The organism is Phormidium tenue FACHB-1052 (assembly GCF_014696675.1).
Classification (GTDB): Bacteria; Cyanobacteriota; Cyanobacteriia; order Phormidesmidales; family Phormidesmidaceae; genus Nodosilinea; species Nodosilinea tenuis_A.
Genome location: NZ_JACJQN010000014.1, coordinates 91736 through 107161, shown reverse-complemented (window position 1 = coordinate 107161; position 15426 = coordinate 91736). Strand labels below are relative to the sequence as shown.

Here is a 15426-nt window from a genome sequence, read left to right as displayed (position 1 = left end):
TTCTAAGCCTCCGCACCAATGCTTTGGTACATGGTGTTGATGCGGTCAAAAACTTTAGCGTCACCCGTGCCTGGAGCATCTGGATGATATGTTTTACTTAAAGCGTGATAAGCCTTTTTGATATCTTCTTTTGAAGCTGATTTTGGATCTAGGTCAAATACTTGCCAAGGCGAAAAATATTTAAATATATCAATTCCATTGATGCAGCCGTAGCCCTTCTCCTGCTCCTCCCCAGGAAGAACGCCAATAAACTTTCGGTATAGAACTTCCCAGGAATCTTTCAGGCCTAAGTTCATTGGCTCCATACCGTCTATGGCCATTTTGAAGGAGCCAGATTTCTTCAGCTCAGTTGTATTCTTGACCTCAAAATAGCTGTAAACAGCCTTTTTAAGCTCAGCCATCGACAGGGGCTTGATCTTCTTCGCTGGTTTCTTAGCTGCTTTATCTTTTTTCTTGTGATTTTCAATAACAAACTGAGCAAATTCAAGAAGTATTTCGGAGCCAACATTGTGATGCTCGGCGAGGCGACTAATCTCTTCTTGAATGAGTGAGTTAAGCTGATTAGATGGCATAGTAAATTCGCTTTAGATTTGAAGGTAGAAACTGCGTATAGCTACCTATCGTCTGGTAGGCACTACTAGCTTTCCCTAAATTTTGCTCCACTCTAACAACCTAAAAGATTTTTGCTTGGAGGTTCAAATGTTCTATTTAAGGTTGTGATTCGCTCAATCGCTCGCTGAACTGGTAAAACTGAACTAGTAAATTCCCTGAAAGAAGATGTTTTCTTTATACACAACGGTATGAGTTGAGCGGTGAGCACCGTCTGTCATTTACTCAAACTATCATTGCTACTTAGCAGAGGATTACTCAATATATTTAGATGGCTAAAAATTTATTTAGCCTTGGTTAAACATTTATCCAACCTTGCGATCGCTCCTATTAGCCTCTTGGTACAACCACCGCCTAAATCTGCCGTTTCGTAGGCAAGCCACAATAAACCAACCCTCAAGACCCATAAGTCGTGCTTACGGGCCTTGAGGGTTGAGCTAGGCAAATAGACCTGACTTCGAGTTAATGGGCTAGGGCAGCTCGGTGGTGCCCATTAGGTAGCGATCGCACTCTCGCGCCGCCCCACGCCCTTCATTGATCGCCCACACCACCAGGCTCTGCCCCCGGCGACAATCCCCAGCCGCAAACACGCCCGGAATTGAAGTGGTGTACTGCTCATGCTCAGCCTTCACATTGCTGCGGCCATCTTTTTCGAGACCCAAAGCATCGATCAACGGCTGCTCGGGGCCAAGAAACCCCATCGCCAGCAGCACCAGATGGGCGGGAACAACCTTCTCGGTGCCAGGCACATTCTGCGGCACAAACCGACCGTTTTCGTCTTTGCCCCACTGAATCTGCACGGTGTGGACAGCTTTGACGTTGCCCTGCTCATCGCCCTCAAACTTGGTGGCGGTAGTCAGGTAGGCGCGGGGGTCGTCACCAAACATCGCGGCGGCTTCCTCCTGGCCATAGTCCATCTTGTAGACCTTGGGCCACTCGGGCCAGGGGTTACCTGCCGAGCGGGTTTCAGGCGGCTGGGGCATGATTTCCACCTGGGTGACGCTGTTGCACCCGTGGCGAATGGAGGTGCCCACGCAGTCGGTGCCCGTGTCGCCGCCGCCGATAATCACCACATCCTTGCCCGCCGCCGAGATGTAGTCGTTGCCGGGGTAGCCATCCAGCAGCGATCGCGTATTGGCAGTGAGAAATTCCATCGCAAAGTGAATGCCCTTCAGCTCTCGCCCTTCGATGGGCAGGTCGCGAGGCTTGGTAGAGCCGGTGCAGAGCACTACAGAATCGAACTCCTTGAGCAGATTTTCAGCCGAAATGTCTTTGCCGACTTCGGTGTTGCAGACAAAGGTGACGCCCTCAGCCTCCAGTACATCCAACCGACGCTGCACCACCTGCTGCTTATCGAGCTTCATGTTGGGGATGCCGTACATCAGCAAGCCGCCGGGGCGATCGGCCCGTTCGTACACAGTGACCCAGTGGCCTGCCGAGTTGAGCTGGGCGGCGGCGGCCAGTCCGGCGGGGCCAGAGCCAATCACCGCGACTTTTTTGCCCGTGCGCTGCTGCGGTGGCGTGGGGGTAATCCAGCCCGATTCCCAGCCTTTTTCGGCAATGGAATACTCAATATTCTTAATCGTCACCGGGGGGCTGGTGATGCCCAGCACGCAGGAGCCTTCGCAGGGGGCGGGGCAGACGCGCCCGGTAAACTCAGGGAAGTTGTTGGTCTTGTGTAGCCGCTCCAGGGCTTCCTCCCACAGGCCGCGATAGACCAGGTCGTTCCATTCAGGAATCAGGTTGTTGACGGGGCAACCGCTGGCCATGCCGCTGATGGTCATGCCGGTGTGGCAGAAGGGGGTGCCGCAATCCATACAGCGAGCGCCCTGGGTGCGGAGGTTTTCCTCCGGCATGTGGAGGTGGAACTCATCCCAATTTCGAATGCGATCGGCGGGGGCAACTTCTTGCGCCACTTCCCGCAGGTATTCCATAAAGCCAGTCGGTTTTCCCATGGTGGTTGTCCTGAAGATGTTTGGATGCTTTGGGATTTTTGTGAGTCAGAAGAATTTGTAGGGTGCATTCGCGAAGCAATGCACCACGGTGCAAGATTTCTCGCGCGGTGCATTGCTGGCGCGAATGCACCCTACGGTTGATCTAACTTCCGCCAATGCGGGCGACATCGCGGGCGTTTTCTTCGAAGGCGGCGGTGAGGGCATCGTCGCCGGTTAGCCCATCGGCCAGGGCTTTTTGGATGTGTTGCAGCACCCGCTTGTAGTCGCGGGGCATTACCTTCACAAACCTGGCGATCGCGTTATCCCAGTCTTCTAGCAGGCTCAGCCCCCGCTTGCTCTCGGTGTAATCGACATGGCGCTGAATCAGCTCGCGCAGGTCGCGAATTTCTTCGGGGTCGGTGAGCTGTTCTAAATCCACCATTTCGGTGTTACAGCGAGTGGCAAAATCACCGGCTTCGTCGAGCACGTAGGCGATGCCGCCGCTCATGCCCGCCGCAAAGTTGCGCCCAGTTAGCCCCAGCACGATCGCCTTGCCGCCGGTCATATATTCGCAGGCGTGGTCGCCGACGCCTTCTACCACTGCGGTCACGCCCGAGTTGCGCACGCAGAAGCGCTCACCCGCTAGGCCCCGAATGTAGGCTTCGCCACTGGTCGCGCCGTAGAAGGCGACGTTGCCAGTGATGATGTTTTCGGCGGGCACGAAGGTCGACTGCTTGGGCGGGTAGACAATCAGCTTGCCGCCGCTGAGGCCCTTGCCCAGGTAGTCGTTAGCTTCGCCTTCCAGCTCTAGGGTGACGCCCTTGGGCACAAAGGCCCCAAAGCTCTGGCCAGCGCTGCCCTGGAAGTGGAGGTGAACAGTGTCTTCCGGCAATCCTTCCCAGTGACGCTTGGTGATCTCGTTGCCGAGAATGGTGCCCACTACCCGGTTAATGTTTTGGATGGGTAGGGTAGCGGTGACCTGTTCGCCCCGCTCGATCGCAGGCTCGCACAGCTCCAGCAGGGTGGTCATGTCTAGAGATTTCTCGAGACCGTGATCCTGGGCCATCTGGCAGTAGCGACCGACCTCGTGGCCAACCTCCGGCTGGTGGAGCATGGGGGAAAGATCGAGGCCCTTGGCCTTCCAATGGGCGATCGCCTGTTTGGGCTCCAGCACATCGGTGCGGCCCACCATCTCATTGAGGGTGCGGAAGCCCAACTCGGCCATCAGCTCGCGCATATCCTGGGCGATGAACTGCATGAAGTTGACCACGTGGTCGGGGTCACCCATGAAGTGCTTCCGCAAGTCAGGATCTTGGGTGGCGACACCTACGGGGCAGGTGTTCAGGTGGCAGACCCGCATCATGATGCAGCCTAGGGAGACCAGGGGCGCGGTGGCAAAGCCAAATTCTTCAGCCCCCAACAGAGCCGCGACGACAACATCACGACCGGTTTTCATTTGGCCGTCGGTTTCGACGATGACGCGGCTGCGCAGGTTATTCATCACCAGGGTTTGGTGGGTTTCCGCTAGACCCAACTCCCAGGGTAGCCCGGCGTGCTTGATGGAGGTTTGGGGTGAGGCCCCGGTGCCGCCGTCGAACCCAGCGATCAGAATTACATCGGCGTGGGCCTTGGCTACCCCAGCGGCGATGGTGCCAACGCCCACCTCAGACACCAGCTTGACGTTGACGCGGGCGTCGCGGTTGGCGTTCTTGAGGTCGTGGATCAGCTCAGCTAGATCCTCAATGGAGTAGATGTCGTGGTGGGGCGGGGGCGAAATTAGGCCCACACCGGGGGTCGAGTGGCGCACCTTGGCAATCCAGGGATAGACCTTGCGGCCCGGTAGTTGCCCGCCTTCGCCCGGTTTCGCACCCTGGGCCATTTTGATCTGGATCTCTTGTGCTTGGGACAGGTAGAGGCTGGTAACGCCGAAGCGGCCAGAGGCTACCTGCTTGATGGCGCTGTTTTTGGAGTCGCCCTTTTCGTTGGTCCAGGTGTAGCGATCGGGGTCTTCGCCGCCTTCGCCCGTATTAGACTTGCCGCCGATGCGGTTCATGGCGATCGCCAGCGCCTCGTGGGCCTCCTTCGAGATCGACCCGTAGCTCATCGCCCCGGTCTTAAACCGGCGGGTGATGGCCTCTACCGGCTCCACCTCGTCAAGGGGAATCGGCTCGCGCTGCTTGAATTGCAGCAGATCGCGCAGGCGGAACATCTGCTTGTCTTGCTCGTTGACTAGAGTGGCATAGCGTTTGTAGGCCGCGTAATCCCCAGTGCGTACCGCTTTTTGCAGGGTGTGGATGACCTCGGGGCTGAGCAGGTGGGCTTCGCCCTCTTTGCGCCACTGGTAGTCACCGCCCACATCAAGGGTGACACGGTCGGTGGGGCGATCGGGGAAGGCATGGCGGTGCCGTTTGAGGGCTTCTTCGGCCAGCATGTCCAGCCCTATGCCCTGAATGCGCGAAGCTGTCCAGGTGAAGTACTGGTCGATGACGGTTTGGTTGAGTCCCAGAGCCTCGAAGATCTGCGCACCGCGATAGCTCTGAATGGTGGAGATGCCGATCTTGGAGGCGATTTTGATCACCCCCTTGGTGACCGCCTTGATGAAATTCTGACAGGCCTTCTCCAAATCCATGGGGGGAAGGAGCTGGTCGGCCATCATGCCTTCGATGGTGTCGAACACCAGGTAGGGGTTGATGGCACCACAGCCGTAGCCGATCAGGGTGGCGAAGTGGTGGACTTCGCGCGGTTCGCCCGACTCTAGCACCAGGCCAACGCGGGTACGGCTGCCGTTGCGAATCAGGTGGTGGTGTAGGCCCGCGACGGCGAGCAGCGCAGGGATGGGGGCGTGGTCGGCGTCAATGGTGCGATCGCTCAAAATGATCAAACTGGTGCCGTTGGCGATCGCCTCATCCGCCGCCGCAAAGATGCCATTTAGCGCCGCTTCTAGCCCCGCTTCACCGTCAGCTGCCTTGAACACAATGGGCAGTGTCGTCGAAGGAAATCCGCTAGCCCCAGCATTCTTCAGCTTGGCCAGCTCCGCATTGGTGATGATTGGCGTTTTGAGATTGATCAGCCGACAGCTCTCGGGCTCGGGCTTGAGCAAATTGCGCTCGCTGCCGATGGTGGTATCGGCCGAGGTAATGATCGCCTCGCGGATGGAGTCGATCGGCGGGTTGGTCACCTGGGCAAACAGCTGGTGGAAGTAGTCGTACAGCAGCCGGGGCTTATTCGACAGCACGGGCAGCGGCGTGTCGGTACCCATAGCCCCGACGGCTTCGACGCCGCTCTCGGCCATGGGCTTGAGCAGCAGGCGCAGCTCCTCGAAGGTGTAGCCAAAGGCGGTTTGGGCGATCGATAGGGGCGCAGGGGTGGGTAGGGGCAAATGGCCATTTGTCCCTACGGAGTCTGTGGCCTCCGGCAGATCCGCCAGTTTGACCAAATGTTGATCGAGCCATTCCCGGTAGGGTTGCTCGGCGGCGATCTGGTGCTTGATCTCCTCGTCGGAGACGATCCGGCCCTCTTCCATATTCACCAAAAACATGCGGCCCGGCTCCAGGCGGCCCTTGTAGGCGACCTGCTCGGGTTCAATGGGTAGCACTCCGGCTTCTGAGGCCATGATCACCAGGTCATCCTTTGTGACGGTGTAGCGGGAGGGGCGCAGGCCGTTGCGATCGAGCACCGCACCCATCATGGTGCCGTCGGTAAAGGCGATCGCCGCTGGGCCATCCCAGGGCTCCATCAGGCAGGCGTGGTATTCGTAGAAAGCTTTTTTCTCGGCGCTCATCGACTCGTGGGCCGTCCAGGGCTCGGGCACCATCATCATCATGGCGTGGGGCAGGGAACGGCCCGCCAGCGTCATGAGTTCTAAGGTGTTGTCGAAGATGCCGGAGTCGCTGCCTTCTTTGTTGATTAGGGGCTTGGCGCGATCGAGGTCGCCGCCAAACAGCTCAGAGCCAAACATCGACTGGCGGGCATACATCCAGTTGATGTTGCCGCGCAGGGTGTTGATTTCACCGTTGTGGGCCACATAGCGGTAGGGGTGCGCCCGCTCCCAGCTGGGGAAGGTGTTGGTGCTAAAGCGCGAATGCACCAGAGCAAGGGCGCTTTCCATCGCCTCATCGGCCAGGTCGGGAAAGTACATCCCCACCTGCTCTGGCGTCAGCATGCCCTTGTAGACCACCGTGCGGCACGACAGGCTAGTGGCATACCAGTAGGGGTCTACCCCGGTGGGGTGAATGGCTGAATGGGTGCGCTTGCGAATGATGTAGAGCTTGCGCTCAAAGGCCTGGTCGTCAGCCAAGTCGGGCGATCGCCCAATAAATACCTGCTGCATAAACGGTTCGCTGGCCTTAGCGGTCTCGCCCAGGGAGGTATTGTCGGTGGGCACATCGCGCCAGCCCAGCACGTTCTGCCCTTCGTCTGCGGCGATTTGCTCAAAGACTTGGCGACCTTTGGCGCGATCGCTCGCATTCGGCGACGAGAAAAAGAACCCAACACCGTAGTGCCCTGGCTCTGGCAGGGAAATGCCCTCTGCCGCCGCTACCTGAGCCATAAACTTGTGGGGCATTTGTAGCAAAATACCTGCCCCGTCACCAGTGTTGGCCTCGGCCCCCACCGCGCCCCGGTGAGCCAGGTTGACCAAAATTGTTAGCCCCTGCTGCACAATGCTGTGCGACTGAGCGCCCTTCATATGGACAATGAAGCCAACTCCACAGGCATCGTGCTCGTACTGGGGATGGTAAAGACCTTGAGCTTGGGGCGGTTGAGATAGGGTCATTGATTTATCGAGCAACAGGAAGGAACTCAAACAGGGACAGCTATAGACTGCGCCTAGACATTCTGCGATGAGGCGTGGGTTCCTGACTAGTCTCTTAAGAAAATAATCAGATCAATGCCTTAAAAAGTTTGCGAAATATCACAAAGGTCAGGGCTTTTTGATCGCCAAGATTTTCTGCTAAATCGAGCACATCTACAAGAAAAGATATACCAGGTTGGTCACTGGGTTGGCTTGGTTGAGCTGGAATTGGCTGGTTTTAGTGCCAATAGGCTCATTTTTCGTCAGGTTGAGGGGCTGTTCCCAACAGGATCAATTGTCACCCTGGTCGCCTACTAACCCCTTTTTCTACTTTTCAGGCATTTGTTTGAGGTCAAAATTCCTCTTTTATAGGCCTGATGCCTTCTCGTAGATTAATGATAATCTTGGCCTTTCTCACCCAAGACAATATACTCCAAAGGTTGCTTTGAAGCCTATTGCTGTTTGAAAAATTGCATAGACTTGCAACCTGTGTAGCCTGTTGAAGATATGCAGCTTTGGGACTCACAACAATTCCACAGTTTGGGCTAACAGAGCGAGAGATCTAATTGTTTGTGCTGGTCAGGCAAGGGCTGCAAACAATGACCACAATTGGTGCGATCGCTAAGCCATAAAAGCCTTATTTTGCCGCTTTTAGGGTTGTGGCAGCGGCAAATGTTGCGATCGCTCCAGCAGGCCGCACTTCCCTTTAGTAAAGTCCTCTGCGTCCTTAACCGGCGTTGCTGAATTGAGGAATGAATCTGCAAAAGCAACGGTTGCTGCATCGGCCCCCCAACCCCCCAAAATTGGGGGGCTTTGAAGTCGTCTGGTTCCCCCCAGAATTGGGGGGTTAGGGGGGCAAATCATACTGCTGATCAGCAACGCCCTTAACCTTCGTGGAGCCTATCCCTGCACTCTTCTCGCCTCCTCTCCAGGCGGCTATGACTTTCTACCCTAGTTCAGACTTGGTGGGTGCTGACCTGTCAAGCAAAACCTGATCTTTTACATGATTTGCGCTTAAATGTCAATCTGTCGCCTGGTTGGTATTTTGCCAGGGTTGCAAGCTCGCTGGCACTGCTTCCAAGCCCTCTGACCCATTGATTTGCCGTTTCGTCGGACTCTATTTCTAAAGATAGATATGGGGTAAATGCACTTTATCAAGCAGTCAACTTCACAGAAACTTTATCTAGAATAATCAAAACTTTAATTAATCTAAAGTTAACCCTGCCTACTATGTCTTAAGTATAAGTTTACCTTTAGATAACCTTTGCTCTGCTTTTGTAGGGGTTATCTATCGCCTTTAAGTACTGCCCCAACTTAAGGACTCATAGATATGGTGAAGCAAGGTGCATCGCCCAGCTTTGCTGCGGCTGCGGCTGTCAATACGTTGGCCCAGAATCGCAGTACTCAGCGCCCGCTTGTTAGCTCTCCCTTTTTTATATGTTGCTCAGGGCGCTCTGGCTCTACCCATCTGCGCCTCATGCTAGATCATCACCCCCAGCTATCTTGTATCGACGAGGTGGGCTACATCACCGAGTTGGTGTCTGACGATGGCGCTATCCCTGATATTGCAACGTATCGCCAGTGGTTAGAATCTGAGTTTATTTTTCAATCTTGCTGCGACTTTACTATTGACCCTGACCTAGATTTTCGTGGGTTGGTGAATGATTTTCTTTGCCAACAGAGAGATTGCAGCGACAAGCTGGCAGTGGGGGCGATCAGCCACTTTGACTTTATTCGGCTTTTAAGACTTTGGCCCAATGCCCGATTCATCCACCTGGTGCGCGACGGACGAGATGTTGCCTACTCTTGGATGAAAGAAATGCATCTCTTTGGAAATCCCTGGTTCGCCGCTGAAAAGTGGCGTGAGGCAGAGCAAGCCTGGGATCGCCTGGCTCAGCATCTGCCCGAGGGGCAATATTTAGAAATTACCTATGAGGATATGGTCAACGACACGGTAGGGACGTTGACAGAAGTTTGTGAATTTCTAGGCGTTGACTACAATGCTCGAATGCTGAACTTTAGCAAAGCAGGCAGCTACTTTACTCGGCCTGATCCGAAGTTTAGTGGGTTATGGCGATCGCATCTCTCTCCCTGGGAAATCCAGGTAGTAGAAGCCAATATCTCAGATTTACTGATCGATCGAGGGTATGAGCTCAGCAACTTGCCTAGGTTGCCGGTCAACTCTCTAGATATCAAACGGTTTAAGCTGGCTGATAAGGTATTTATGTGGCAGCGCCGCATCAGCTTTTTTGGCCTGCGCTTAGCGGTGGCTGAGTATATGTCACGTCGCCTGAATATCAAGGGGTGGCACCGCCGGGTGAAGCAAGACATGAATGCGATCGCGATCCCTACCCTAAAACGTTAACGGCTTGACAAAAGAAGAGTAGATTCCGCAAGCAATCCCAATTCCCAGTCACAGACCCTTAGCCCGCGCTGATCAGTTGAAGCAGTTGGTCGGTAGAGATCTTGCCGCTCATGTCGGTGCCTTCAAGCAGGCTGTCGGCTAGGTCGCGTTTTTGCTTGTGCAAGTCCACAATCTTTTCTTCGATGGTGTGTTTGGCCACCAGTCGGTAGATAGTGACGGGGCGTAGCTGGCCGATGCGGTGAGCGCGATCGCTGGCCTGATCCTCCACCGCCGGGTTCCACCAGGGGTCCATGTGAATCACATAATCCGCTGCGGTCAGGTTTAACCCGGTGCCTCCGGCCTTGAGGCTGATCAAAAACACATCGCCTTCACCGGCCTGGAAGGCATCGACCCGCTTTTTGCGATCCTTGGCGGGGGTGCTGCCGTCGAGGTACTGGTAGCTGACATTTTGCCCGTCGAGAAACTCCCGCAGAATGGTGAGGTGATCGACGAATTGGCTAAACACCAGGGCCTTATGGTTATTCTCCAGCAATTCTTCCAGCACTTCGCCAAAGGCTTCGAGCTTGGCGCTGGGCAGGGCGGTGGTGCCCTTGACCAGGCGGGTGTTGCAGCAGGCGCGGCGTAGCTTCATGATCTCGGCTAGCACTTGCAGGTGTTTGGTGCCCGACTCGATGGTGGGGTCGGCGAGTTTTTCTACCGCTTCGCGCCGCAGCGCTTCGTAGAAGGCCATTTCCTGGGCGCTAAGCTCGACCTGGAGGGTGATTTCGGTGCGGGCGGGCAGCTCGTCGAGCACCTGGGTTTTGGTGCGCCGCAGAATGAAGGGCTGGATGAGTTTTTTCAGGCGGTTGCGGGCGGCTTTGTCCTGGTTGCGCTCGATCGCATTGGCAAACCGGGTGCTGAACTGATCCTGCGACCCCAGCAGGCCGGGGTTGATAAAGCGAAACAGGTTCCACAGTTCGCCTAGGTGGTTTTCGATCGGGGTGCCGGTGGTGAGAATTTTGAAACCGCCCTGAAGCTTCATCGCCGCCTTGGATCGCTTGGTGGCGGAGTTTTTGATTGCCTGGGCCTCGTCGAGCACGATGGTCTGCCACTCGACTTTGGCCAGCATGTCTGACACGTCATCCTGTTGCAGCAGGCCGTAGCTGCACACCAAGAGGTCAAAGGGCTGGAGGTTGTCGAGGGTGCGCTGGCGATCGCCCGTGCCAAACTGCATCGGCTTCAGCGTTGGCGCAAACTTTTCGGCCTCGCTCAACCAGTTCATACACACCGAGGTCGGTGCAATAATCAGTGTCGGTCCCTCGGGAGCACGGGTGAGAATTAGCGCCAGGGCTTGCAGGGTTTTGCCCAGGCCCATGTCGTCGGCCAGGCAGGCTCCTACGCCCCAGTGGGCCAGCCGCGCCAGCCAGTTAAAGCCCTCAACCTGGTAATCCCGCAATTCTGCCTGCAAAGTGGAGGGCAGCTCAGGTTTGAGATCCTTGGCTTCCTTCAACCGCTTGAGGTGGTCTTTCCAGTGTTTGTCGGTTTTGAGCTGGCCCACCTCATCCATCCAGTCTTCCATGGCCAACGAGGCGAGGGGATGGAACCGCACACCGTCGCCGCTGGTCTCAGAGTAGGCGCGCAGGTCATCAAGCCGCTTGCGAAACTCCTGGGTGAGGGCGAGGAATTGGCCATCGGCCAGCTTCACAAATCGACCGGGGGCAGCGTCGAGCAGCTCCATTAGCTGTTTCATGCCCAGCACTTCGTCGTCGCTGATTTGCAGTTCGCCGCTGGCGGCAAACCAGTCACGCTGCCGCTGAATCTGAATTTTGAAGTTGCTGAGGCTGACCCGGTTGGCGATGCGGAGTTTTTCGCCCTCGGGCCATTCCACCACTGCCTGGTCGCCTACGTCTTGCAGCTCTAAAATTAACTCCAGGCAGTCTTCGGGGTCGTCGATCAGCCATTCGCCGTCGGTGTCGTCGAGGCGTTGCAGGGTGGGGCAGGCTTTTTCGAGGGCGCGGGCGAGTTTTTTCTCTTCTTTTAATTTGCGGTGGGTTTGGAGTCGTCGGCCATCGATCTCGGCGATCACCATTTCGCCGCCGGTTCCCGGTCGATAGTAGGGGCCGTCGTCGCCAAAGGGCCGGGTGAGCAGAGAAACTTTGAGACCTTCCCCCGCAGGCAGCAGGTGCAGATGGGGTTTAGGCACCGCTTCCACCGCTTCGGCATCGGCCACACCGCCGCCAATGTCGGAATGCACGGTGACCAACCCAGCCACGGCATTGATGGCGGCGAGCACCTGTTCCTTCGCGTTCTCAGGCACCTCTAAAGAATTTTTTGGCCCCAGCACCTCGGCAATGCGGTGGTGCTGGGGGGTGAACTCGATCACCTTGAGGCGAGTGGGGGTTTCTTTGATTAGGGCGATCGCCTGCTTGCTCGCCACTGCCGGGGTCAGCGAAATCGCCAGTTTGCCCGCTTTCGTCTGGCGCACCAGCAGAGCGGGTTCCCCCTTCACCACCTCCACCGGCGTCGTCGAGGCATCTTCCCAAAACACCAGGGGATGGCCCACCAGTGCCAGCAGCACCTGGGGCGAAAATTTGTAGTTGTCGTAGCCGTAGCTGTAGGGGTCGTGGGTGAGGTGCGAGCAGATTTCGCGATCTTGGGTGGTTAGGTAGGGAAAGCTGGAGAGTTCTTGTTTGAGGCGGCGCAGGGCGATCGCCCGTCCCTTGCTCCAGCCGCCCTTAGCGCTGAGCTTTTGCTCCTTGGGCTGGAGCTGCCAGCTCTGCTCGGAGTAGTAGGTGATAAACCAGGCCAAACGATAGTCGCTGGCGACGGGGGCCTTGGCCTGCTGGGAGGGTGTGGTGGGGTTGAGGCCGATCAGCGCGGTGAGCGACAGTTCCCAAGGCTGTTTGGGTTTGAGAATATCCACCAGGGGCACAATGCCGGTTTTCTGTTGTAGGGCGGCGGCTTTGGCGCTGTAGGTGTTATCGCCTAGACGAGTGAGCAGGGTGGCGGCTTCGAGAGCCAGCCAGTCGTAGCCAGCTTCGGTGGCGGCTTTATAGAATGCCTGAGCCATTCTGGGCAAACGTGCCTGGGCGTTTTCTACATCTACCCAATAGAGGCAGATCATGTCGATCAGCACTTCAATGCTGGTGTTGTTGTCCAGGTCACTGACGGGACTGTTGGTGAGATAGCGCTTAGCGGCGGCATTGCCCTGGAGCGTTTGGGCCACCTTCTCCAGGCAGTTATAGATCACGCTCATCCAGTGGTGGTAGCTCTGCTCGGCGATGATGTGGGCGTAGCCCTCGGCCTCTCTAAAGCTAAGGGAGGAGCCCTCTTGCATGAGAGCTAGGGGCAAAAAGATGCCGGGCAAATTGTCAAAATAGATCTTGCGTTTGCCGGTGCTTTTTTTCAGCAGTTTAAGGGCAACGCGGCCAGCTTCGATGGTTTGGGGGTAGTCGCCCCGTAGGCAGTCGAGCCAGCTTTGGTGCAGCAGTTCTTCGATGGGGTCGTCTTTGGCGTAGCGCTCTAGGGCGACGTCGGCCTCTGCCAGTCGGCCTCGGGCCATGAGCTGCTCGATCCAGATGCTTTTGAGGCGATCGCTGGCGGTGGAGTTGGGCTGGCTACATTCCTCTTGGAGCAGTTCAAAAAAGTGCTCGTTGGGGACGAGGTCGGTAAAGGAACTGCGGCAGAGGCTGCCCAGAGCGGCTTCGTAGATTTCAGGAACTCGCTTGAGGGTGAGAAACCAATCGCGATCGAAGGGATTGTCGCAGATCAGCGCATAGACCTCGGCTAGAGAGATACGGCTGGCGTTGTAGGGGTTGCTGTAGAAGCTCTCGAACTGCTTTTTGATAAATTTCCAGTCGTAGCGGTAGACGCCAATGCGCACCTCGCGGATGAACTCGTCTTCGCTGGAGAACAAAAGCAGATCTTTATTCCAGCCGTGGGTGCGAATGGGCAGGGCTGCCTGAATTGCAGTCACCATCGGCTCAAAGCGGCCCTGGGCAACGGCATCGCGGGTGAGCAACTCAGTGAGCAGAGGTTGGGTATGGGAGCCCTGGTTGCTCGCCGCCACGATCAATTCCTTGCGTGACAGCCGAGTGAACAAGGGGTTCAGGTGATTAATGCTGGTCGGGCTTTTCTGAACGCTTTTCAGGTAGCGATTATAGATGTCAAGCAGCTTGGTTCGGTTTACCGGGGCGTAGAGCAGCGACAGCAGCTGCAACAGCTCTTTCTCCTCAGGGGAGAGCTGCTTGTAAGTGGTCAGTAATTGATCGCGCTGGGCAGCGATTTTGTTGGGGGCGGGCATGGGCGATCGCAATAGCTGCTCTTGGATGCAATTGTATCGGTCAGGGCAAACCCACGCTGTTCCAATCGCGCTTTTCTGATCGCACTGACCGGCAAGACTAGCCCTGGCAATAGGCAAGCCTTATTGAAAATCTGTTGCATTAATCCCAGGGCTTGGGTATCTTAGTAATAACGATAGTCAATAACAACAACAGCCGATGTCCCCAGGGTATCGCCTTCAGTAATTCTCAAAAAATGCCTCGATGCTTGCTAGGACAGGGGTTCAGCTCTTTTAAGCCTCGGCTGAGCCCCATGTTCTAGCGTTTAGTTCAGAGTTAGTTTCAATAAGTTCAGGCCCCTGGCGGTCATCACTATGGAGATTCAGTCGAGTTAATATGCACGTTTTAGAGTCAGATTATTTAGGGTCAGGGCAAGACCTGCAAAACGCTGCCCCCGCTGAAACCGTGGTTGATTTAGACCGGGTCACCCGCTGGAACGTCTACCGTCGTCTGCAAGAGCTGAGCTTAGTGTGTGCCTGTGGTGGCGATCGCCCTCTCACCGTTGCCATTCACACCCCCGCTGATGCCCTGCTGGTCTGGAGCGTGGTGCAGGCGGCCACCCAGCCTAAGCAAGTTCTCGCCGACCACCTCAAGTGCTGCTGGCAGCAAAGGAGTTTGACATGAGAACCCTCCACGAGCCCGCCATTCTAGAGGCTGAAACCGCCACCCCGGCTGGCCACGTGCTCAAAGGCCAGTACAGCGGGGCCTATCGCTCCGACAAAGGCAAGATCAAGGGGCTGCTGCTGCAAGCGGGGGAGACTGAGTTCACCGTCAAGCTGCCCAAATATCTGCGCCCCATGCTGTTGCGAGAGCTAGCGCCGGGCGATTTTGTGCAGGTCTGGGCCTATCCTGAGGGCGATCGCTGGCGGGCCATCAATATTTTGCCGCTGCCCCAGTGCGAGGCAGCGGTGCTGAGCCAACAGTGGGGCGACCTGGCCCCGGCCCCAGCGCTGGCTCAAACCTCACCAAAGCGCATGTGCATCGAGGTCTGCACCAAAGGCAAATGCTACAAGCAGGGCGGTCGCCAGCTCCAAACCGCTCTGCAAGACGCTGTAGATCGCGATCCGGCTTTGGCCCACGTGGCCATTAAGGGCACTGGCTGCATGAAAGCTTGCAAGCAAGGCCCCAACCTGCGCCTGCCCAATGGACAAATGCTGCACCGGGCCAGCCCTGCCGAAGCGCTAGCGCGGCTGGATGCAAAACGATGACTGCCCAGGAATTTGACCCCCAGCGGCTAGATCACTGGCTGGTGATTATCGCCTTTGTAGCGCTCTCTAGCTGGATTGTCTGGAAGGTGTATCTCGATGGGTAGGGGGTGGGCGTGAGCCAGCGTGAGATGTGCGAAATTGGGGAAAGTGCCGATGTAGGAAGATCCCCCCTGCCCCCCTTAAAAAGGGGGGTAAGAGA

The 15426-nt window shown here is 56.4% G+C and carries 7 protein-coding genes; 3 read left to right on the top strand and 4 right to left on the bottom strand.

From position 1 onward, the window contains the following. Window positions 1-2: 2 nt before the first annotated feature. From H6G07_RS18590 to gltB, 3 genes are all read right to left on the bottom strand, one after another. A complete protein-coding gene (locus H6G07_RS18590; RefSeq protein ID WP_073608091.1) occupies window positions 3-572 on the bottom strand; it encodes a DnaJ domain-containing protein in 570 nt (189 codons plus the stop codon). A gap of 507 nt (window positions 573-1079) precedes the next feature. Continuing rightward, window positions 1080-2564: a glutamate synthase small subunit gene (gltD, locus tag H6G07_RS18585; RefSeq protein WP_073608090.1), complete on the bottom strand. Its 1485-nt coding sequence runs from the start codon at window positions 2562-2564 to the stop codon at window positions 1080-1082. 142 nt (window positions 2565-2706) lie between these two features. Then, window positions 2707-7317, bottom strand: a complete 4611-nt coding sequence (gltB, locus tag H6G07_RS18580; protein ID WP_073608089.1) for a glutamate synthase large subunit — start codon at window positions 7315-7317, stop codon at window positions 2707-2709. A 1348-nt stretch (window positions 7318-8665) separates the two neighbouring features. On the opposite strand from gltB, the gene H6G07_RS18575 reads away from it, so the two are divergent. Next, entirely contained in the window at window positions 8666-9700 is a 1035-nt protein-coding gene (locus H6G07_RS18575) for a sulfotransferase family protein (RefSeq protein WP_084173047.1), read from the top strand. A 58-nt stretch (window positions 9701-9758) separates the two neighbouring features. Here H6G07_RS18575 and H6G07_RS18570 read toward each other — a convergent pair whose 3' ends face one another. Continuing rightward, entirely contained in the window at window positions 9759-13982 is a 4224-nt protein-coding gene (locus tag H6G07_RS18570) for a DEAD/DEAH box helicase (RefSeq protein ID WP_139296997.1), read from the bottom strand. Between the two features lie 373 nt (window positions 13983-14355). On the opposite strand from H6G07_RS18570, the gene H6G07_RS18565 reads away from it, so the two are divergent. After that, window positions 14356-14643: an Asr1405/Asl0597 family protein gene (locus H6G07_RS18565; protein WP_084173045.1), complete on the top strand. Its 288-nt coding sequence runs from the start codon at window positions 14356-14358 to the stop codon at window positions 14641-14643. Further along, window positions 14640-15227 carry a (2Fe-2S) ferredoxin domain-containing protein gene (locus H6G07_RS18560; RefSeq protein ID WP_073608087.1) on the top strand — a complete coding sequence of 196 codons (588 nt, stop codon included), beginning with the start codon at window positions 14640-14642 and terminating at the stop codon, window positions 15225-15227. The genes H6G07_RS18565 and H6G07_RS18560 overlap by 4 nt, the downstream gene beginning before the upstream one ends. Window positions 15228-15426: the final 199 nt, after the last annotated feature.

Coding starts and splice junctions, on each gene's coding strand:
- H6G07_RS18560 (WP_073608087.1), top strand. CDS start 14,640: ATGAGAACCCTCCACGAGCCCGCCATTCTAGAGGCTGAAACCGCCACC.
- H6G07_RS18590 (WP_073608091.1), bottom strand. CDS start 572: ATGCCATCTAATCAGCTTAACTCACTCATTCAAGAAGAGATTAGTCGC.
- gltB (WP_073608089.1), bottom strand. CDS start 7,317: ATGACCCTATCTCAACCGCCCCAAGCTCAAGGTCTTTACCATCCCCAG.
- H6G07_RS18565 (WP_084173045.1), top strand. CDS start 14,356: ATGCACGTTTTAGAGTCAGATTATTTAGGGTCAGGGCAAGACCTGCAA.
- gltD (WP_073608090.1), bottom strand. CDS start 2,564: ATGGGAAAACCGACTGGCTTTATGGAATACCTGCGGGAAGTGGCGCAA.
- H6G07_RS18575 (WP_084173047.1), top strand. CDS start 8,666: ATGGTGAAGCAAGGTGCATCGCCCAGCTTTGCTGCGGCTGCGGCTGTC.
- H6G07_RS18570 (WP_139296997.1), bottom strand. CDS start 13,982: ATGCCCGCCCCCAACAAAATCGCTGCCCAGCGCGATCAATTACTGACC.